The organism is Collinsella sp. TM10-22, assembly GCF_003466125.1.
GTDB lineage: Bacteria > Actinomycetota > Coriobacteriia > Coriobacteriales > Coriobacteriaceae > Collinsella.
Genome location: NZ_QSOC01000002.1, coordinates 268,358 through 288,302, shown reverse-complemented (window position 1 = coordinate 288,302; position 19,945 = coordinate 268,358). Strand labels below are relative to the sequence as shown.

Annotated in this window: 18 protein-coding genes and 1 riboswitch; of the genes, 8 read left to right on the top strand and 10 right to left on the bottom strand. The window is 57.1% G+C overall.

Annotated elements, in window-relative coordinates:
- Positions 1 to 441 precede the first annotated feature (441 nt).
- On the bottom strand, positions 442 to 567 hold the full coding sequence (locus tag DXD94_RS09915; RefSeq protein ID WP_255412934.1) for a hypothetical protein: 126 nt from the start codon (positions 565 to 567) through the stop codon (positions 442 to 444).
- A gap of 462 nt (positions 568 to 1,029) precedes the next feature.
- Here DXD94_RS09915 and DXD94_RS03235 point away from each other — a divergent pair, with 462 nt between their 5' ends.
- Positions 1,030 to 1,764 (top strand): 3'-5' exonuclease, encoded by a 735-nt coding sequence (locus DXD94_RS03235; RefSeq protein WP_158564785.1) that lies wholly within the window; start codon positions 1,030 to 1,032, stop codon positions 1,762 to 1,764.
- A 224-nt stretch (positions 1,765 to 1,988) separates the two neighbouring features.
- Here DXD94_RS03235 and DXD94_RS03230 read toward each other — a convergent pair whose 3' ends face one another.
- The 7 genes from DXD94_RS03230 to DXD94_RS03195 form a co-directional block, all read right to left on the bottom strand.
- Positions 1,989 to 4,901 (bottom strand): type I restriction endonuclease subunit R, encoded by a 2,913-nt coding sequence (locus DXD94_RS03230; RefSeq protein WP_117763210.1) that lies wholly within the window; start codon positions 4,899 to 4,901, stop codon positions 1,989 to 1,991.
- A complete protein-coding gene (locus tag DXD94_RS03225) occupies positions 4,894 to 6,030 on the bottom strand; it encodes a restriction endonuclease subunit S (protein WP_117763209.1) in 1,137 nt (378 codons plus the stop codon). The genes DXD94_RS03230 and DXD94_RS03225 overlap by 8 nt, the downstream gene beginning before the upstream one ends.
- Positions 6,027 to 6,566 (bottom strand): restriction endonuclease subunit S, encoded by a 540-nt coding sequence (locus tag DXD94_RS03220; RefSeq protein ID WP_158564784.1) that lies wholly within the window; start codon positions 6,564 to 6,566, stop codon positions 6,027 to 6,029. Before DXD94_RS03220 ends, DXD94_RS03225 begins: the two co-directional genes overlap by 4 nt.
- A 1-nt stretch (position 6,567) precedes the next feature.
- Positions 6,568 to 8,058 (bottom strand): class I SAM-dependent DNA methyltransferase, encoded by a 1,491-nt coding sequence (locus DXD94_RS03215; protein WP_117763239.1) that lies wholly within the window; start codon positions 8,056 to 8,058, stop codon positions 6,568 to 6,570.
- Complete coding sequence (locus tag DXD94_RS03210; protein WP_117763207.1) at positions 8,048 to 9,547, bottom strand: class I SAM-dependent DNA methyltransferase; 1,500 nt, start codon at positions 9,545 to 9,547, stop codon at positions 8,048 to 8,050. The genes DXD94_RS03215 and DXD94_RS03210 overlap by 11 nt, the downstream gene beginning before the upstream one ends.
- Before the next feature lie 655 nt (positions 9,548 to 10,202).
- On the bottom strand, positions 10,203 to 11,186 hold the full coding sequence (gene xerA, locus DXD94_RS03200) for a site-specific tyrosine recombinase/integron integrase (RefSeq protein ID WP_117763205.1): 984 nt from the start codon (positions 11,184 to 11,186) through the stop codon (positions 10,203 to 10,205).
- Between the two features lie 421 nt (positions 11,187 to 11,607).
- Entirely contained in the window at positions 11,608 to 12,141 is a 534-nt protein-coding gene (locus DXD94_RS03195) for a hypothetical protein (protein ID WP_117763204.1), read from the bottom strand.
- Between the two features lie 8 nt (positions 12,142 to 12,149).
- Positions 12,150 to 12,240: riboswitch (SAM riboswitch) on the bottom strand.
- Between the two features lie 114 nt (positions 12,241 to 12,354).
- Between DXD94_RS03195 and DXD94_RS03190 the strand changes: the two genes are divergently transcribed.
- On the top strand, positions 12,355 to 13,794 hold the full coding sequence (locus DXD94_RS03190) for an ATP-binding protein (RefSeq protein WP_370448120.1): 1,440 nt from the start codon (positions 12,355 to 12,357) through the stop codon (positions 13,792 to 13,794).
- Positions 13,795 to 13,831: 37 nt separating this feature from the next.
- Here DXD94_RS03190 and DXD94_RS09700 read toward each other — a convergent pair whose 3' ends face one another.
- Complete coding sequence (locus DXD94_RS09700; RefSeq protein ID WP_117763202.1) at positions 13,832 to 14,818, bottom strand: hypothetical protein; 987 nt, start codon at positions 14,816 to 14,818, stop codon at positions 13,832 to 13,834.
- Between the two features lie 122 nt (positions 14,819 to 14,940).
- Positions 14,941 to 15,594, bottom strand: a complete 654-nt coding sequence (locus tag DXD94_RS03180) for a transcriptional regulator (protein ID WP_117763201.1) — start codon at positions 15,592 to 15,594, stop codon at positions 14,941 to 14,943.
- A gap of 436 nt (positions 15,595 to 16,030) precedes the next feature.
- Here DXD94_RS03180 and yqeB point away from each other — a divergent pair, with 436 nt between their 5' ends.
- The 6 genes from yqeB to rplR all read left to right on the top strand — a co-directional run bounded on the left by yqeB (position 16,031) and on the right by rplR (position 19,931).
- Positions 16,031 to 17,275, top strand: coding sequence for a selenium-dependent molybdenum cofactor biosynthesis protein YqeB (gene yqeB / locus DXD94_RS09775; protein ID WP_233540303.1), 1,245 nt, complete (start codon positions 16,031 to 16,033; stop codon positions 17,273 to 17,275).
- 301 nt (positions 17,276 to 17,576) lie between these two features.
- The gene (gene rplE, locus DXD94_RS03170; RefSeq protein ID WP_006235260.1) at positions 17,577 to 18,134 is read left to right on the top strand and encodes a 50S ribosomal protein L5; all 558 of its coding nucleotides are present in this window, start codon (positions 17,577 to 17,579) and stop codon (positions 18,132 to 18,134) included.
- 79 nt (positions 18,135 to 18,213) lie between these two features.
- Entirely contained in the window at positions 18,214 to 18,399 is a 186-nt protein-coding gene (locus tag DXD94_RS03165; RefSeq protein WP_022094280.1) for a type Z 30S ribosomal protein S14, read from the top strand.
- Between the two features lie 119 nt (positions 18,400 to 18,518).
- Positions 18,519 to 18,917, top strand: coding sequence for a 30S ribosomal protein S8 (gene rpsH, locus DXD94_RS03160; RefSeq protein WP_006235262.1), 399 nt, complete (start codon positions 18,519 to 18,521; stop codon positions 18,915 to 18,917).
- Between the two features lie 33 nt (positions 18,918 to 18,950).
- Positions 18,951 to 19,487 carry a 50S ribosomal protein L6 gene (gene rplF, locus DXD94_RS03155; RefSeq protein ID WP_006235263.1) on the top strand — a complete coding sequence of 179 codons (537 nt, stop codon included), beginning with the start codon at positions 18,951 to 18,953 and terminating at the stop codon, positions 19,485 to 19,487.
- Positions 19,488 to 19,562: 75 nt separating this feature from the next.
- The gene (gene rplR, locus DXD94_RS03150; protein ID WP_055252235.1) at positions 19,563 to 19,931 is read left to right on the top strand and encodes a 50S ribosomal protein L18; all 369 of its coding nucleotides are present in this window, start codon (positions 19,563 to 19,565) and stop codon (positions 19,929 to 19,931) included.
- The last annotated feature ends 14 nt before the right edge of the window (positions 19,932 to 19,945 follow it).

The following is a 19,945-nucleotide window of genomic DNA, read 5'->3' as shown; positions in this document are numbered from 1 at the left end:
TTGCAACCCTTGGCGGAAAGCGTGTCCCAGATTTCGGCTTCAGAATGGGATGCCGTTTCCGGATCGGCCCTCAGGCGGAAACTACGACCCGGAATTTGGCTCCAAAACGGGATACGCTTTCCCGGTGGCATCTCTAGCGGAAACTGCATCCAGGAATGAGCTCTCGGAACGGGACACGCTTTCCCATCGGGGCTTCAAACGGAAACCGTGTCCCGGAATCGAGCCTCAGGGTGGGACGCATTTTCCGGTAGAGGCCTGGGACGGAAGGCGTGTCCCAGAATCCGGCTAATCCGATGGCCAGGTGGTTGAGCGAGCGGGCTCCGAGGCTCCATTACTGAAAATTCATTTGTTAAACCTGGCAACCGTGGGTAGAATAAAGTCGACGGCAGCCCAAGGGTGATAGCTGGGCAGCGCCGTTACTTAGTTCAAGGGGTCAATGCCTTAACGGCGTCGACCCCTCTTCTTTTGCTTCGTACGCTGCTTAAGTGCCTCGGAAAGTCCGATAAGCGCCGTGAGGAGCGAGACCAAAGCGGTCAGGAGCTTCACGAAATCAATCAGATCGGTCATGGGCATCACCTCCCGTCGCATGGAGGGCGCTGCCCGGCACATGGAACTGCCGTCAACAACTGCCATTCTATCAAAGCGCGGTCATAAATACGAATATATGTTCGATAATAACAGCAACGTGATTCCCTCGAATAGCAGCCTTTCGTAAGGGCGGCAGAAGACGACGCTGGGCGATTGGGGATAGACGCGCAGGTCTTCGTCACCGAAAGCCCGTTTGATTAACCAGCCCTCTGTAGGTACACTGCATATTGATGGGCTCGGGATGACCGCTGATTCAAGTCACCGGGCCTAAATCTTTTTCATGCATTTGAATAGAGCGGGCGACTCTCTTGGGGCGGTCTGCATGGCGTGCGACCGGAGCATGGTATTGCGTCCCGCTTTCATGTCCGCGCGGGCGCCTATCCTTACGGCAATGCAGCCGCCTATGTAGCAAGCGGCAGTTGACGGAGAAAGGCCATAACCGTGTCAGCTGAAAAGACGCTGGGTATCTCGGCTATCGATACGACGAACTTTGCGCGCCAGATCGTGCTGGACTTTGAGTTTGCGCCGGTGCCAAAGCAGCGCCAGCGCCGTGGGCTGCGCAATGAAATTATCGAGGTCGGCGCTGTTAAGCTCGATTACCACGGCAACATTATGGGCGAGTTCTCGCAGTTTGTGCAGACGGAATTTACCGAAGGCGTTGCGTTCCCCGTCCGCGAGCTCACTGGGATATCGGCCGTGGACACAGCGATGGCCGATCCGCTCTACGTGGTGATCAAAAGGCTCAACGATTGGATTGGTCGTTACTCCGCCCAGGTGGTCTGTTGGAGTGGGGCGGACCGCCGGCAGCTTATGACCGAGTGCCAGGCAAAGCACATCCATCTTTCCGCATTTCCTACGGACTGGGCCGACCTGCAGGCGTTTTACACCTCGATCATGGACGTGGGCAGCCACGGGTGCGTCTCTTTGAGTGACGCGGCAGCGTGGTTTGGCATCGAGTTCGACGAGTCGACGGGCCACGCCCACAGCGCCCTGGCCGATGCGCGCGTGACCGCCAAGCTGCTCAAGCAGGTGATGGGCGGGGACTACCGCGTGAGTCCGCGCGCCCAGGAGATCCGCCAGCGGTGGGGGATGGGCGAACGACCCCAGACGCGCCTTTCCAGCAAGTGCACCGAGCTGGGCGACCTGCTGCTAAAGCTGAAGGCGGAGGGAAGGTAGGGTGCGGACATCATTGTCGTTTTCGCCTGCGAAGAGGGAATCAATTAACTACAAAGTGTGGATGGCTTCTAGTGAAGACTTAACCACCAGATTATGAAAGGGTTAGCGGGCCATTGGGGTTGCAGTGTTCACCCGTCGCAAGACGTTGCTCGTTCAAATTGGGACGCTCCGCATCCGATGAAATGGTTGATGCGGAGCGTTCCTAGAGACCTGTCTTCTGTTGCCTAATAGTAGAGTTCAATATACGAATACGCCTTATCAAAAAGAGCCTGGTCTTTGAGCTTGTAGCGCATCCAAAGAATGGCGCGTAGCTGCTTCTTGACCTCTTTGACGCCTGCTGTGGTTGCCTGCCAACCGTCGAATCGGGTGATCTTAACGATTTCGTCGATGTCGCCGACGATGTTCTCGACGATGATTGGCGTGTCCCCGTTCTTTACACCATTGAAGAGTTCTGTGAGGGCCGCCTTGCCCTTGTCCTCCTCTTCTTCGGGCACGACTTCCTTTTCGGCCGCTCGAGCCTCTCTGGCGAGGTCGATGAGCATCTTGAGGAACTCGACGCTGTTGATGAGACCTTGCTCGTGACGTTCCCTCAGGTCCTCCAGGCGCTCGCCGAGCTTCTGGAACTTGCCATTCTTATCGTGCCTGCGGATTCGGGCGACGAGATCTATCTCCAGCTTACGCGTGATCTTCTCGGTATTGCTCTTGTCGTTGATGAAGTGCTCGATCATGTCCTCGTCGAGTTCAAGGATGTCGTCATCGTCTCGGACTTTCTCGACGGTGATGTTCTCGTGCACGAGCTCGATTGTCTTGGGCCCGAGCGTTGCCCAGATGAGCTTCCCGCGATTGTCTACCGGTCTCACGGAATCGTAGACCTGCGAGAGCCAGATGAAATCGGGCTTGTAGGGATTGAGACATGGGTCGGGCGAAAGGGCTTCCCACGCTCTGTTCAAGACCGAGAAGTCGGCCCCAAACTGGTCTTTCACCTTTGTCGTTGGCAGGCATTGTTGAGCTTCGAGAAGGGACTCCCAATCCGCGCTGCGGCGGTCTCTGACCGTTGAGAAGTACTCAAGACAGCAATGCATAAGCCCGGGTAGCTCGGCCTTTACCTCGTCGATGTTGGTTATAACCTTCTGCACCTCGGCCTCGTCGAAGTGCAGAGACTTGGCGACGTTGTCGAAGAGGCCGATATAGTCGACAATGAGACCGAATGTCTTCTTGTCGTTGTAGACGCGGTTGGTTCGACAGATTGCCTGCAACAGCGTGTGGTCGCGCAAGGGCTTGTCAAGGTACTGAGTTTGCAGGATGGGCGCATCGAACCCCGTGAGCAGCTTTGCAGTGACGATGAGAATCTTGAGCGGATCGTCCGGGTCGCGGAAACGGTCAAGGAGCTTTTCCTCGGCATCGCGATCTCGACGGTATGCCTTGTAGCGGTCTTCCTTGTCGTTGTTCGTGTCCATGACGATGGTGACTGCATCAGTGCCCAGGAGCTTGTCGAGCTCCTCCTTATATAGCAGGCAGCACTCTCGGTCGTAGCAGACTACCTGCGCCTTGAAGCCGTCGGGCTCAACCTTTGACTTGAAGTGCCTGGCGATGTGCTCGCATACCTTGTGGATGCGGTCGGGGGCCTTCATGACGGACTCGATCTTGACGCGCCTGGTGAGTTCCGCCTTGTCCTCTTTGCTGAGGTCTCGGGTCATTTCGTCAAAGGCGGCGTTCACGACCTCTTGGTTGACGTGGAGCTCGACGGGAACGGTTTCAAAATGGAGCGGCAATGTGGCGTGGTCGCGGATGGAGTCGGCGAAGGAATAGCGGCTCATGTAGCCGGACTTGTCCTCTTTGGCACCGAAGGTGTGGAACGTGTTCTTGTCGGTTCGGTTGATGGGCGTGCCGGTCAAGCCGAAGAAGAAGGCGTTTGGCAAGGCGAGTCGCATCTTCTCGCCGAGGTCGCCCTCTTGGGTGCGGTGCGCCTCGTCGACCATGAGGATGATGTTCTCGCGCTCGTTGAGCGTCCCCGCAACCTCGCTGAATTTGAAGATGGTGGTGATGAGGATCTTTCTCATGTCCTGCTTGAAGAAGGACTCAAGCTCCTCCTTGCTGCCGGCGCTTGCGAGGTTGGGGATATCGGATGCGTTGAAGGTCCCCGTGATCTGGGTCTCGAGGTCGATTCGGTCATCCACGATGACGACGGTCGGGTTCTTGAGTTCGGGGACCATGCGCAGCTTCTGGGCGGCGAATACCATGAGCAGTGACTTTCCTGAGCCCTGGAAATGCCAAATGAGGCCACGCTTCGGGTATCCTGCGCGGACGCGGTCCACGATGAGGTTCGCGCCCTCGAACTGTTGGTAGCGACAGATCAGCTTGATGCGTCGATGCTTCTTGTCGGTGGCGAAGAGCGTGAAGAACTGGAAGATGTCCATGACGTTCGTGGGGGTTAGCATGGACGCCATGCTTCTCTTGACGTCGGCAAGTGTGCCCTCGCTCTTCTTGTCGCCCTCATGCCAGGGTCCCCACATCTCGGGAGGCATGTTCACCGACCCGTAGCGATAGCTTTTTCCTTCGCTGGCGAAGTTGATGGCGCTACAGACGAACATCTGCGGGATGCTCTTCTCATATTTAGCGATGTCGCCAGCGCCGTCGAGCCAGGTTATCGAATCGCGCACCGGCGTCTTGAACTCGCCGATGACGAGCGGAAATCCATTGACAAGAAGGACGAGGTCGAGGCGCTTGCCGCCCTGCTCCTGGGGGTAGACCCACTGGTTGGTGACGATGTACTCGTTTTTGTCAAGATCGCCGTCCGCCGCCGTGCCAAAGAAGCGGATGGGGACCATGCGGCCGTCTTTGCCGTAGGGGAATGAGTTCTCCTCGATGACGAGCTTTTTGAACCGCTCGTTGGTGGAGACCAGGTTCTGCGGACTTGTGGACTGAATGAGGGCCCTGAGTCGGTAGATGATCTCGTCGGCGCGATCGGGGTCTTCTGCGATCTCCGGGTTAAGCCTGATGAGGGCGTCCTTGACCATGGGCTCGACCATGACGTCGGCATGGCGGCGCGGGAGGTCTTCGGCAGCCACGTATCTCCAGCCAAGGCTGGCAAGCGCCTCGACGCTCATTTGCTCGATGGTGTTGTCCTCGTTAAACATCTCCGAGTCCTAACTCTTGGTTCAAGATTTTCTTCGTCGTGGCGTTTAGCTCATCGAGTGCCTTTTGTACGGCAAATTTCGATTTGTCGACCTGAAGCACGAAGTCGGTGAACTCCTCCTGGAGTTCGAGCGGGGGAACTATAATGCTCGTCCTTCCAATTACGTTTAGATGGAGGTGTTTTACAGCAATCCCCTTAACGCCGCCTGTAAATTGGTCCTGCACTCCTGCGCTTTTTAGTTGTTCTCGTAGGAATACTCCATCAAGAATGTCGCGACGGTATTTGAGGACAGCGAGACTTTCGAATAGACCGATTGGAAAATCGACATCGACAATAGCCGGCATACCAAGTGATCCACTTTTTGTAAGAAGCACATCGCCGATTTGGGTTTCACAACGTTTTTGAATGGACTCATATTCATCCGTGCTTATATGCTTGATGTCGCTGAAATCTAGCTTGCCATCTGATGTGACATTCTTCGCAGAAATGAATGCAATTCCAGCTTCTTGATATTGGGGCGTTTTATGGGTGCCATCAGTAATTTTCGTGCATGCTTGTGAGAGGGGAATCAGTGGAAACTCTTTCTTGGAAAATATTTCGACAAATTGTGATTTGACGACGTCGTCGCAGGTCGTGAGCAGCTTACGATAATGCCCCTTGAGGCTCTCGGCTTCCGAGAGGATGCCGGCAAGCTCGCGTTGTTTTCCCGGCGAGGGCAAGTCAAATTCCAAGGTCCGGAGATCTTTCCAGTTTGCCGTCGGCGAAAGAGAGCCGACAGAGACCCGTATTGCCTCGTCAAGGAACATGTCGGAGCTGATGAAAAACGGGAAGAACATCGGATCGACGACATCGGCCTTCGGGCGCAGCACCATCCCGTGAGCCGAGAAGATGCCATCGAAGGGTGCTATGCCGACCTTCTTCTGATAGGCCCTTCGGCGGCCGAACAGGACATCGCCTTTCTTCATGAGCAGTTTGTCGCCCTTGGGAGTAACCTCGGCGCCCCAGCGGGTCACCTCAAGAGTGCCCGGATCAAGGTGCTCCAGCCCAACGTACCGGTTGCGATCGCTTTCCTCGGGTTTTTTCTTGGCGGTGCTGTTCTCGGCTATCTGGTCGAATCTATACCTTGTCATGCCGCACACCTCCGGCAGACAAATTGTGATTTGACGACGTCATCGCAGGCTGTAAGCAGCTGCCTGTAGTGAGACCTCGTTTCTTGTGCGGTCCAGAGTATGTCGGCAAGATCTTCTTGCTTAGCGATGCTGGGAAGCTCGAATTCAAATTGCGAAAGGCTCTGCCACTTGACTCTTGGCGAGAGGGAGCCTGCCGAATTGGTGACGGCGTGCTCGAATAGGGCGTCGTTCTGGATGATGAACGGGAGCAGCCTCGGAGAGAGGTTATCCTTGGGAGCGATGACGGTGATGTCTCCAGAGCAGATTCCGTCGAATGGGGCGACGGCCGCTTTACGCAGGTAGGCCCTGCGACGCCCGAACAGCACCTGCCCCTTTGAGAAAGCCTTAGTGAAGGTGGTCTCGACACCTTCGTCCCAATGGGCGAGTTCGACTTCGCCGGGGTCCAGATGCTCAAGGCCGACCGTCGGCAGCTCTTGGTCTACAGGGACCTTCTGTTTGATTTCGCGGGCAACATCGCCCAGGCAAACGTGGGTCATGTTACTCACCATCGTTTTCATGCAATTTCGCAGCAATATTATCGAGCAGGGACGCGGCCTCTGTGGAGGCGGCTCTCCAGCTTTCTACCGTCTCCTCGATGCTTCTATCGTCAGCATTTTCATCATTGGAGGGCTTCACGTACAGAGGGATGGAGAGCGAGAAGGCGTTGTCCTCGAGCTCACTAAACGATGCGTGGGATGAGAACCCTTCGATGTCCTCGCCAGACCGGTAGGCATCGACGATTCTCTTGATGTGTTGAGGCTCAAGGTAGCTTTGCGCGTTCTTGCGGGTTACCTCGGCAGAGGCGTCTACGAACAGTATTTTCTTGCTTCGATTCGGCGCTTTCTTGCTGCGGCAGATGAGGATGCATGCCTCCATCGGCGAGTTGAAGAAGAGATTGGGGCCGAGTCCGATGACGGCCTCGATGAGGTCGCTCCTGACGAGCCTCTCGCGCATTTCGGACTCCTCGTTGCGGAAGAGTACGCCGTGGGGAAGAAGAATAGCGCACCTTCCGCTCCTCGGGTCCATGCTCTTGAGGATGTGCTGTATGAAGGCATAGTCGGCCCGCCCCTGCGGCGGGGTGCCGAGGAAGTTGCGGCCGTAGGGGTCCGACGCGAACGCTTCGCGGTCCCATTGCTTGATCGAGTAGGGTGGGTTGGCGAGCACCATATCGAAGGTGCGCAGCTTTCCCGCCTCGAGGAAGGCTGGGTGCCGCAGCGTGTCGTCGTTTACAATTTCGAAGTCCTCGACGCCGTGCAGGAATAGGTTCATGCGTCCGATGGCGGAGGATAGCTGGTTGATCTCCTGTCCGTAGGCGTGAACATTGCGCCATTCCTCTCCGTGCTGTTTGAGGTGGGCAATGGAGGAGATGAGCATGCCGGCGCTGCCGCAGGTGGGGTCGTAGATGGACTCGCCGGGCCTGGGCTGGAGGATCTCGGTCATCAGGTGGACGACCGTGCGGTTGGTGTAGAACTCCTGTGCCGTGTGCCCTGAGTCGTCTGCGAACTTCTTGATGAGGTACTCGTAGCCCTGGCCGAGTTCGTCCTCGGGGCAATTGGCGATGGAGAGCGTTATGGCGCTGAAGTGCTCGATGAGGTCCTTGAGCAGGCGGTCGGGAAGTCGTTTCTTGTTAGTCCAGGCGGCGTCGCCGAAGATACCACGCAGCTTGGAACCGTTGGCCGTCTCGATGGCGCGGAAGGCGCCCACGATGGCCTTACCGATGTTTTCCGTGGCCTCGCGGACATCGCACCAGTGGGCGCCGTCCGGGATTGCGAAGCTGTGATTCTCGGGAAGGGCGGCGAACTCCGCATCTCCGTTAGAGGCTTCCAATGCCTCGGCGGTCTCCTCGTCGTAAACATCCGAGAGGCGCTTGAAGAATAGCAGCGGGAATATGTACTGCTTGTACGAGCCGGCATCGATGTAGGTGCGCAGCAGAACCGCTGCGTTCCATAGATGGTTGTTCAGCTCTTCCTGGGGGATTCTACTCTCCATCGACATAGCCTCCCTTTGAGAGCAGCTCAAGGAGTTTCTCCTCGGACTTCCTCGTCTGGCGAAGGAGGTCGTAGAAACGTTTCCTGGTTTCCGTCGGCGGCTCGATCTCCTCGCGCCTTCTTTCGACGTAATTGTTCGCCGAGAGCACGTAACCCTCGCGCTCTATATCATCGAGCGTCGCGATGGCGCACTTCTCTACGACGGGTTCGTAGGAATGGTAGAGGGAGAGCATCTCCTGAGCGTTCTCCTCCGAGATCATGTTCTGCGCGCGCTGGGCGGTGAAGATCTCGGTACCGTCGATGATGCAGACGCGGTCCCGATGCGCCGGAGGCTTGTCATTCCGGAGGAACAGCACACAGGCGGAGACACCGGTGCTGTAGAAGACGCCGCTCGCGAGCGAGATCACTGCCTCGACCTTGTCCGACTTGAGCAGCTCCTTGCGGATGGCGCCCTCCTTGCCGCTGTGGAACAGTGCGCCCTGGGGCAGCACTACAGCGCAGCGACCGCTCTTCTCGTCCATGGAGCAGACCATATGCTGTACCCATGCGAAGTCCGCCGACTTGTCCGTGGGGACGCCCCAGATGTTGCGGCCCCACGGGTCCGAGGAGAACTCTGCGGATCCCCAGTTCTTAAGGGAGAAGGGCGGATTGGCGAGGACGCAGTCGAATGTCCTGAGGGTATTCCCGGCAAGGAAGGCGGGGTCGCGCAGGGTGTCCCCCTGGGTGATGCGAAAGTCCTTCGCACCGTGGAGGTAGAGGTTCATGCGTGCTATGGCAGACGTGCTTAGGTTCTTCTCCTGGCCGTAGAGCTTGCCGTAGGCGAGCCTCGAGTTGTCCATCTGACGTACTGCCTCGATGAGCATGCCGCCCGTGCCGCATGCGGGGTCATAGACGGTCTCCCCGGGCTTTGGCTCGAGCAGGGAGACCATCATCTTCACGATCTCCCTCGGGGTGTAGAACTCGCCGGCGTTCTTCTTCTGCATATCGGCGAACTTCTTGATCAAGTATTCGTAGGCGTCGCCCATCATGTCGGCGCTATAGTTCCTGTTGCCGAACTTCTTCGCTGAGAAGTGCTCGACGAGATCCTTCAGGCGTTCGTCGGAGAGCTTGCCTTTGTCTGTCCAGCTCGCATCGTCGAAGCTACTGAAGAGGCCGCTGAGGGTGTCGGGGTTGGCGCGCTCGATTCCGACCATTGCATCGACGATTGCCTTGCCGACGTTCGTGCCGGTGTTGCGAACGTCTTGCCAGTGGCAGCCCTCCGGCACCTCAAAGCTGTGGTTTTCGGGCAGGGCGGCGTAGTCTTCATCTCCGCCCGACATCTCTAGAGCCTCGGCGGTCTCCTCGTCGTAGACGTCGGAGATGCGCTTGAAGAAGAGCAACGGCGTGATGTAGCTCTTGTACTCGTCCTGGTTGATGGGGCCACGCAGGATGTCGCAGGCTCCGAGTAAGTGGTTTCCCAGCTCGGATTTACTTATCGGTTCTTCAATCATTCGGGTACCTATGAGCTCAAAAATATAATTACAGCTCTTGTGATTATACCGTCATATTTGCCGAGATAATTGAGCTGAGCATCGCCGCCCATTCAGACAACCTGCGCCTGTAAATCACAATTTGTCGAGATGTTCGAGGGCAAGGAATATCCGAGCAGCTGCCTTTCGACTCTCGTGTCGTCGATGAGAAACGGCCTGTCTCCATCGAAGTCAGGATCGTATCGTTCGAAGGTTCTTACTCTATCCGCCATAACCCAGGGGCGCTTCGACTCGTCAGCGTGGAAAGACGGCTTCTTTACGGAGGAACCTCCTGCCGATAAGCGCATCTCAAATGAAGATTTCTATGTTTGCCGGGGCAATGGAAACAAGCATCTGGTTGGAACAGGCGAATACTCAAATGTACCAATGAAAGATATGGTTTTCCCTGACACAATGATCGCGGCAAGGATTAAACAAGAGCAAATTATCTTGCCTTATTTACGGTGTGCTTGGAATCAGCCTTCGACTCGCAAGCAAATCGAGGCATCGGCGAAAACCACCAACGGAACATTCAAGATCAACCAAACGGCTCTCGGCAATATCAAGCTTCTTGTTCCGCCTCTCGAGCTCCAGCAGGAGTTCGCCGACTTTGCCACCTCGGTCGACAAATCGAAATTTAAGTTAGGTATCTGCGGTGGGATGCTTTTACGTTGCGCTGGTCGACCATTGCGTACCTTAATGTGGTGTCTATTTTTTTATGGCCAAGGAGTACCTGGACTTGTTCGATGGGCATTCCTTTGTCGATTGCCTTTGTAGCAAGCGTTCTTCTGAACTTATGAGGGTGGACCCTTCCTAAATCAAGCTCGCGCCCCAGTTTTCTAAGCAGCGCCTCGACGCCGCCAATTTGTAACCTCTCGTGTGGCGCCTTGCTCGACACGAAGAGGGCTTCCGAGCTGTCTATTCGTGTTGACAGGTAATTCTCAATATGAACTTTAGTCTTTGCGTCAAAATAGACGATGCGGTCCTTATTACCCTTGCCGTGTACGATGCATTCCCGATTGATGGTGTCGATGGAGTTCCTGTCCAACGAGACGAGTTCACCCACACGCATGCCCGTGGAGCGCAACAGGTCGATCAGGGCAAGGTTTCGGGGCGACCCGCAGTTATCGCAAAGAATTTCAACGACTTCATCGCTATACGTTTCCTTTATGGGCTGCGGAGCCTTGACTCTTTTAATGCGTCTTACCGGGCTCTTAATGATATGGTCCTCGTCTTCGAGCCATGAGTAGAAGCTTGAGATGATTCTTCGGACATTGTCGACGGTGACGCGACTGACGCCGGCTTTTTGCTGATAGTCGGAAAGATAGGACCTAATCTCTTCGGTTCCCAGGTCGCAAGCTGGTGTATCGAATGATTCAAGCATTTTATTGATGGTGGTTTCGTAGTAGGAGATGGTCCTATCCGAGCAGCCTTCGAGGCGTTTTGCAGACAGAAAAAGATCCAGGAATGATTCGCTTTCACCGTCGCCGCCGTCTTCGGCTAATTGGCTTTCATCGAAAAGGCAGTGCGATAAAACCTTTTTGAGCTGGCGGTTCTGCTGCGTGGTCAGGTAGGGGAGCATGAGACGGGTAATTTCTCTAGCCGTTTTCGTGAGATCCATGGTGGCGTCCTTCCTTGCACGGTGGGTGGCGCTATTTCCCTTTGTTTACCCGCGCGTTATGGAAGGGATGCCGGGTGGCACTTCCGCTGGGCCGCGTCAAGGGAACCCGTGAAACCCCGCGCAGACCTCCGCATCACTCCGGTGCGGCTTTGCCTGCAGAGTGAGATGTTCAGAAGCGTTTTATTGACGGGGGATGTTTTTCGGATTCTTTTGATGGGGATGTGGAAACACTGATGAAGTTTACGAATAGCGAGGTTCAGGGGTTCGCCTGTGCCCATCGCCTCTCGTGTGCGGATGGATGGTGCCGGTGGTTGTTTGAGACTGCAGTCGCGCCGACGGGATTGGTTGGGGTCGGTACAAGGCGAGCACGCCCCATGCCGTCATGGTAGATGCATCTTTGTCGATAGAGCGCTCGATTAATCTACGCGGGAGCGCTGAGAAGATCTTCCAGCATCGGGTCTACCCCGGCGGCGACCATGCCCTCGATCAGGTGCTGGGTGTGGAACCGACCAACTGTCCATGCGATATATGAAAGCATCTGACAAGCGCGCTCCTTGATATCAAATGCAGCTTTGCTTAGAACGATTGCCTCTGCGATGTCGGCAAATGCGTCGTAATCTCCCCATGTCTTACAGGCTTGTATCATGCCCTGGTCGATAGCATCCATAACAAAGGCGCCGGATCCGTCCGCAATGCACTTGCCGTCTGCAAAGAGCTTCCAGCTGGACGGCTCGCGCGAGTCGTCTCCGAGCAGCTTGATCTGCAGTACATGCGGGTCGCCGGCGGCGCAGGGCTCTTCCTCGAGCGCCTGCACGGTAAAGCGCATCTGGTGGGAGAGACTGCTCTTGACCATGGCCGAGGCGTAGCCGTTCGGCTTGTCCAGAAGATGCATTCGTTTTGGCTTGGCTGCCAGGTTGTGGAAATTGCGCTCGTTGCGCACAGAGAAATTGTCCATACGGACTCCTTTCATCGATGTTGGCAGGGCCACCGTGCCTCTTGGCCGGTTGGCGTCGGGATCGTGGAGCCAACTCTCTACCCCGACTCTGGATAAAACGCGCCCGCTCCTTGCGGGCGCGATAGAGTCTATCAGCGCGCGCGGACAGAAATTAAGCGCCGCCTGCTGTTAAGCTTAAATTCGAAAAAGTGTCGAAATTTCCCATATAAAAGTATGGAAAAGTGTTGTAATACACACTTTAAAACCTCGGAAAAGTGTCGAAATGAGCACCTAATAACTACGGAAAAGTGTATCCTAGTGCTAAAACAGCACGTAATAAGGGGTGCGCTTATGCTGCAGAGAAAAGCGAAAGCACGGTTTGAATCTTGGCTTGCCTCGTCGCCTAACAAGGCTCTTTTGGTCAAGGGTGCCCGACAGGTAGGAAAGTCATATTTGGTCAATGTCTTTGCAAACGAATCGTTCGAAAATATCGTGACGTTCGACCTTATCGCCGACGCGTCCGTGCGCGATTCGTTTTTGGCGGCGAAAAGTGCGGACGACCTGCTTATGCGCATGTCTATCGCTGCGACGCAGCCGATGGTTGCGAACAAGACCGTCGTGGTTATCGACGAGGTGCAGCGATGCCCCAACGTGGTGACGTTTATCAAATACCTGGTCCAGCGCGGCGACTTTCGATACATCCTTACCGGATCGCTCCTTGGCGTTGAGCTCGAGGGCATCGATTCCCTGCCGGTGGGGTATGTCGAGCAGGTCCAGATGTACCCGCTCGACTTTGAGGAGTTTTGCTGGGCAAATGGCGTTGGCGCCAGCGTGTTTGACATGCTCAGGGACTGTCTAAAGGATGAGGGTGAGCTCCCTGGCTACCTGTATGACCGCTTGCTCGATCTGTTCCATCAGTATGTGGTGGTGGGAGGCATGCCCGACGCGGTCAATTCCTTCTTGGCGACGCGCAATGTCGACGAGGTTCGAAACATCCATCGTGATCTTCACGCCCTGTATCGCGATGACATCGCAAAGTACGCTCCGCCCGAGCTACGCTTGGTTATTCGCGATATCTATGATTTGATTCCCAGCGAGGCCGGCTCCAAAAATAAGCGATTCAAACTGTCATCGATTAACGGTGTCAAACGTTTTTCGCAGGTGACAGATCATTTTCTCTGGTTATCGGAGGCAGGTGTCGCGCTTCCTGTGTATAACGTAACGGCGCCCGTTGCACCCCTTTTATTGGGGGAGCAACGAAATCTGTTCAAGCTGTTTTACCTGGACACCGGAATGCTCATGTCGTCGTATTCCAAAAGGGTCGCCCAAGGCGTTTTTGATGGGGAGGCGGAGGGCCCCTTTGGCATGAACATGGGGGCGGCGTTTGAGGGCTTCGTTGCCCAAGAGCTCAAAGCTCATGGATTTAGATTGCGCTACTTTACGTCCAAAAAGGTCGGTGAGCTCGATTTTGTGGAAGAGACGTTCGATGGGGAAGTGTTTGCCATCGAGGTCAAATCGGGCAAGAGCTTTAAGTCCCACGCGGCGCTCGATAACGCATTGACAACGAAGGGCTACGGAATCGATCGCGCCCTGGTACTTGCGGAATGTAATCTTCACCGCGATGGTGACGTGCTGTATCTGCCCATCTTTATGGCAGGGCTTTTGGAGCCGTAACGTGCCGCCGGCTCTTCCGGCCCTCACTTAACCCTCGCTACTCGTCGTCTCCGTCGTTGGGGTCGCCCTTGAGGGTGTTGATGTCCAGATACTCGTTATCGTCCTCTTTTTGCTGGGTCTCCGACTCCGCTTGGGTGGGGCCGCGGAACAGCTGGAATCCCTCAAACGCAATGACGCCGAGCAGGGCAATGATAATGGCGATAAAGGCAACCTTGACTGCCTGCGGAAATTCCGAGAAACGCAGTGCCTTTTCCTCGGCGTAATAATCGGCGAAGAGCTCTTCGCCCGTGCTTTTGGTATACGCCGGTGCGGACGCGGCCTCCGGGTCATATTCCGGTGCAGGCGCGGCAGCGTACGGATCGTTGAGATAATCGCTCGATGCGGTGCCATAATCCTCGGTCCCGATGCGACCGGTGCCATCATAGCCATCGGAATAATCGGAATATGCCGCACCGCCCTCATAGTCCGCGGCGCTCGTGTTGGCGGCAAAAAGCGGGTTAACTGGAACGTCGAGCGCCAGCATGCCGGTAGAGGTCTCATCCAGATCGGCTGCAGCCCAGGAATCGTAGGCCACCTGATGGGCAGCGGGCTCATCGAGCCTTGTGACTTGAGGCTTGCGTGCCGCAGGAACAGGCAACTGCTGGGCGCTGAACATGACGGTGCTGTCGGCCGATTTGCCCTGCGTCGCTGCAGCGAGAAATGCCGCCGTCTCGGTCGGGTCGCTTGCGGGGCGGGGAGCGGGCGTGGGCGCCGAAGTGGGTGCGGGCGTAGGCGCGGGCGTCGAAACAGGCGACTGCGCAGGAGTCGGCGCAGATGCGGGCTTAGGCGCAAGTGCGGGATCGGGGCTTGACGGGCGAGCCCCGCCGCCCATGAGTTCGTCGGCGGTCCACGGGCGATCATCCATCACGTCGTCAAGGCTCAGCGAAAACAGGTTGTCTTCACCCTCATCGAACATGCGGTGCACATGTCCACCAATTGCCGGAATCAATCCGCGACCGGTGCATGATGCCTTGCTCAACGCCATTCTGTTCCACCCTTTCGAAATACCAATGACATCGATTATATGGAACTTCCCAAGCGGCTCGGTCTTGGATTCATGCTTTCCAGAACTCGCGCCCAAAAAGGGGAGGGGTGCAGGCGCGCTGACTATTTGTCGCCGGCCGCCGCCTTGGCCTCGTTGAGGTAGCTATAGAAGCTGTATTTGGAGATGCCAAAGAACTCGCAGGCGCGCTCGCTCGACTTTGAAATGAGGAAGGCGCCGCGACGGTCGAGGTAGCCAATGGCACGAATACGCTCGTCTTTGGTCATGAGCGCCGCGGGCTTGCCCACAAACTGCTCGCACTCGTGCAGCAGGTCCTCGAGCAGGTTGCCGATGTTCTTGGTAATGGGCTCGGGCTCGGTGTAGCCCGTGCCGCCGGTGCCGGTAAAGGCGTCGAGCGAACGCTCAAAAGCCTTCATAAGCGTAATGTCAAAGTTGATGCCCAAAATGCCGACGGGCTTGCCCTCGTCGTTGCGGATAAAGATCGTCGACGATTTGAGCAGCTTGCCATCGGTGGTTTTGGTGAGGTATGGCTCGCGGTCGTGCACGTCGGTGGTGCCCTCGTGCATGGACTCAAACACGATATGGCTGGGGCAGTCACCCAGTTTGCGCCCGCTGACGTGGCCGTTTTCGATCACTACGATGGAGTGGTCCACGTCCTCGGTTTCCAGATCGTGGACGACGACTTCGCAGTTGGGGCCAAATTGGAGCGCCAGACCGTGTGCAAGGCGCTTGTAGAACTCAATCTGTGCGGGGGTCATGGGTGCCTTCCTAAAAATTAGTTTGGGCTCACTGTGCCATAAACCCCACTTGTTCGCAAATAACGAAAGCGTCGCTGCGTTATAAGACCGCCGACATCTCAGGCGCCTCTTGCGAGCACGGCGAGGTCAACGCCGCCCGTTGGTTCCAGGCCTAAAGCCGGGTTGAGGTAAACCATGTAAAGGGGGCACTCTGCCACCCGGCGGGGTGCCCCCTTTTTGCATCGTGGGCGTGTGGGATAAGCGCTTTTAAGGCCAACGGCGGCGTCGCGCCCGTGCGTCTTGCCCTAAACGGTGAACCCGCCTCGCCGGTGCTGTTCCCTGCGAGTCTCTTTTCCGACCTTATGGGGCTTAAGGGCAAGGATGGCGGATCGTCGCTGCTTAGCGGTTGAACCGCTTTTGCTCTGCTCAAACCGTAGCACAGGGATGTGTCCCGGGAATGCTTGTTTATGTTCGCGGCGCCGGCGATATCGCCACGGGTGTCGCTGCCCGTTTGGTGCGCGTCGGCGTGTCGGTCGTTATGGCCGATATCGCGGTCCCCACGTGCATCCGTCGCACAATCAGTTTTTGCGAGGCCATTCGCTTGGGCGAGGTCCAGGTCGAGGGCATTCGCGCCCGCTTGGCGCAGACGTCGGCCGAGGCGCTTGAGATTACCGAGGCGGGGGATGTCACCGTGGTGGTGGACCCCCAGGCGCAGATGCTCGGCGAACTGAAGCCTGCGGCTGTGGTCGACGCGATTCTGGCCAAGCGCAACCTGGGTACCACGCGCGATATGGCGCCTGCCGTTATTGCCGTGGGACCGGGCTTCGCCGCGCCGGTTGACTGCGACGCCGTGATCGAAACCATGCGCGGGCATTTCCTGGGCCGTGCCATTACCCAGGGCTCGCCCCAGCCCAACGCGGGCGTGCCGGGCGTCATCGCCGGATATGGCAAAGAGCGCGTTATCCACAGCCCCGCCGCCGGCGTGTTTCGGTCCGACCGCGCAATCGGCGACATCGTGAGCGCCGGAGACGTGATTGGCTACGCGGGCGATACGCCCATGTGCACTCAGATCGACGGCTGCCTGCGCGCGCTTTTGGCGAACGGCGTGCAGGTGACTGAGGGCTTTAAATGCGCCGACGTCGACCCGCGCGGCGATGCCAGCTATATCAACTATATTTCGGACAAGGCGACGTCGGTCGGCGGCGGCAAAATCGAGCTCTTTGCGCTGGACGAGGCTCGCGAGCTGCTGGCCGGGGGTAAATCGCGTCTGGTCCGCTACACCATGGGCGGCGAGAACTCCGATACCGGCATGATCTGCGGCGGAGCCATCTGCCTGTGCTATCTGCACCTGGACGCGACCCAGACGCCGTTGTTCCAGTCGGTTGCCGACGTCTTGGCGTATCGACGTATCGGCGACTTCGTCATCGACTTTGAACCGTTTGTCATCCAAGCCCTCGAGGGTGACGTTGCCGAGTACCATGGCGAGGAATCGCGCCGCACCATTGCGGGCTGCCCCAGGCTTTCGCTGGTGGAGGAGGGGAGTAAGGTCACCTACACCAACGCGGCCTCCGAGATTCCCGCGGCGCACATCGAGACGCTCTGCCCCGAGGAGATCGCCATCTCCATCGCCGCCGAGATGATCCACCTACGCCGCACCAAGCTCGTCCCCCGCAAGCGCTACTCGCATCCCAGGGGTAGCTAATTTGGGACGGGGCTTTTTTAGCTACCTTGTCGCAGGGGAGCTAAAAAAGCCCGTCCCAAATTAGCTACCCCTGGCACATGCGGGTCATATTTGTGCGGGGGAGTTGTGGAGTTGTGCAGGCAGACGAGGTTTTTCTGGTAATACGCTCCCGATGCGCGTATAGTACCGATTGTTTTGTCGGCTCCTGCTGCGTCGAGTCCAAACCGCGAAATGCCATGAGCGGCGCGGATGCAGCCAGGAGGCACGAGGACAACCCATCGTGGCCACGCCCCGTGCTTAAAACCCCAAGAAGGAGTGAACAATGGCAGAAGAGAAGTATGTGCCGCGTCTGAAGACCAAGTACAACAATGAGGTCAAGCAGCAGCTTCAGGACAAGTTCCAGTACGAGAACGTCATGATGATCCCCAAGTTTGAGAAGATCGTCGTGAACATGGGTGTCGGCGAGGCCGCTACCGATTCCAAGGCCATCGACGGTGCCGTGCGCGACCTGCGCGCCATCACCGGCCAGCAGCCGATGATTACCCGTGCCCGCAAGTCCATCGCTACCTTCCGCCTGCGCGCTGGTATGCCGATCGGCTGCAAGGTTACCCTGCGTGGCGACCGTATGTGGGAGTTCTTCGATCGTCTGACCTCCGTCGCGATCCCCCGTATCCGCGACTTCCGCGGTATCTCCGCCAAGAGCTTTGACGGCCGTGGTAACTTCTCCATGGGCGTCACCGAGCAGCTCATCTTCCCCGAGATTGACTTCGACTCCGTCGATCACCAGCGTGGTATGGACATCACTTTCGTGACCACCGCCAACACCGATGAGGAGGCCAAGGCCCTTCTGGACGCCTTCGGTTTCCCGTTCAAGAAATAGGTTCACCTGCCCTATAAGCGCCGTTCCCACAAGGGGGCGGCGCTTGGGGCGAACAATACTCTATGTGAGGAGGATATAAGTGGCTAAGACATCGATGATCGTCAAGTGCAATCGCAAGCAGAAGTTCTCTACTCGTGAGTACACGCGCTGCCAGCGCTGCGGCCGTCCGCACTCTGTGTACCGCAAGTTCGGCCTGTGCCGTGTCTGCTTCCGCGAGCTTGCACTCAAGGGCGAGCTTCCCGGCGTTAAGAAGGCCAGCTGGTAAGTCACTACCAGCGTTTCAAGCATCAGTTTGGAACAGGGAAAACGCGCTAAAAAGGCTTTGCCGTTAAGGGCGGCGAAGAACCAAGAGCACGTGTTCATCAAGAACGAAGGAGAATCTGTATGAACCTTACAGACCCGATCGCAGATATGCTTACGCGCATCCGTAACGCTAACTCTGTGAACAAGGCCACGGTCTCCATGCCGAGCAGCAAGAAGCTCGTCGAGATCGCTCGTGTTCTGCACGAGGAGGGCTACATCGAGGGCTACGATGTCGAGGACACCGTTCCCCAGAAGACTCTGCACATCACGCTTAAGTATGGTCCCAAGAAGGCTAAGGTCATCAACGGCATCCGCCGCATTTCCAAGCCGGGCCTGCGTAAGTACACCGGCGTTGCCGACATGCCCCGCGTCCGCGGTGGCCTTGGTACCGCCATTATTTCCACCAGCCATGGCGTCATGACCGACCGCGATGCTCGCAAGCACAACGTCGGCGGCGAGATCATCGCTTACGTCTGGTAATTCGCTCGGTAGGTAGAAGGAAAGGAGATCACCGTGTCTCGTATCGGTAATAAGCCTGTCCAGATTCCCGCCGGAGTCGAAGTGGCAGTCAACGGCAACAACGTTGTCGTCAAGGGCCCCAAGGGCCAGCTCGAGCTCGATGTCTTTGAGAAGCTCGCTATCAACGTCGAGGACAACGTCCTCACCGTTTCCCGTCCCGACGACGAGCGTGAGACCCGTGCCCGCCACGGCCTCACCCGCGCCCTCATCCACAACATGGTTGTTGGCGTTTCCGAGGGCTTCGAGAAGAAGCTCGAGCTCGCCGGCGTCGGTTACCGCGTGCAGCAGAAGGGCAAGAACCTCGAGTTCTCCCTGGGCTTCTCGCACCCCGTGATCGTCGAGGCTCCCGAGGGCATCACCTTCGAGGTTCCCGACAACACCCACGTGAACGTCAAGGGTATCAACAAGCAGCAGGTCGGTCAGATCGCCGCTGAGATCCGCGGCCATCGTCCTCCCGAGCCTTACAAGGGCAAGGGTATCCACTACGTTGGCGAGCACATCCGCCGCAAGCTGGGTAAGGCCGCCAAGTAGTCGTAACCGACTCACTCGCATAAGACCAGCACCCCGTCAGGTGCTGGCAAGATCAACCTTTTTAGGAGTTTACGTATGAACAAGCATAAGGCGAAGCTGGAAGGCCTCAAGCGTCGTCAGCGTCGTGTTCGCGGCAAGGTCTCGGGTACCGCCGAGCGTCCGCGTCTTCGCGTGACCCGCACTAACGCCAACATCTATGCCCAGATCATCGACGACAGCAAGGGCTCCAGCCTGACGCTCGTCTCTGCTTCGACCCTCGAGGCCGAGTTCAAGGGCACCCACACCTCGAACAAGGAGGCTGCGGAGAAGGTCGGTCAGCTCGTTGGCAAGCGCGCCATCGAGGCCGGCATCACCAAGGTCGCCTTCGATCGCGGTGGCCGTATCTACCATGGCCGCGTCAAGGCCCTCGCCGACGGTGCTCGTGCCGCCGGTCTCGAGTTCTAGGAGGTATGTAGCAC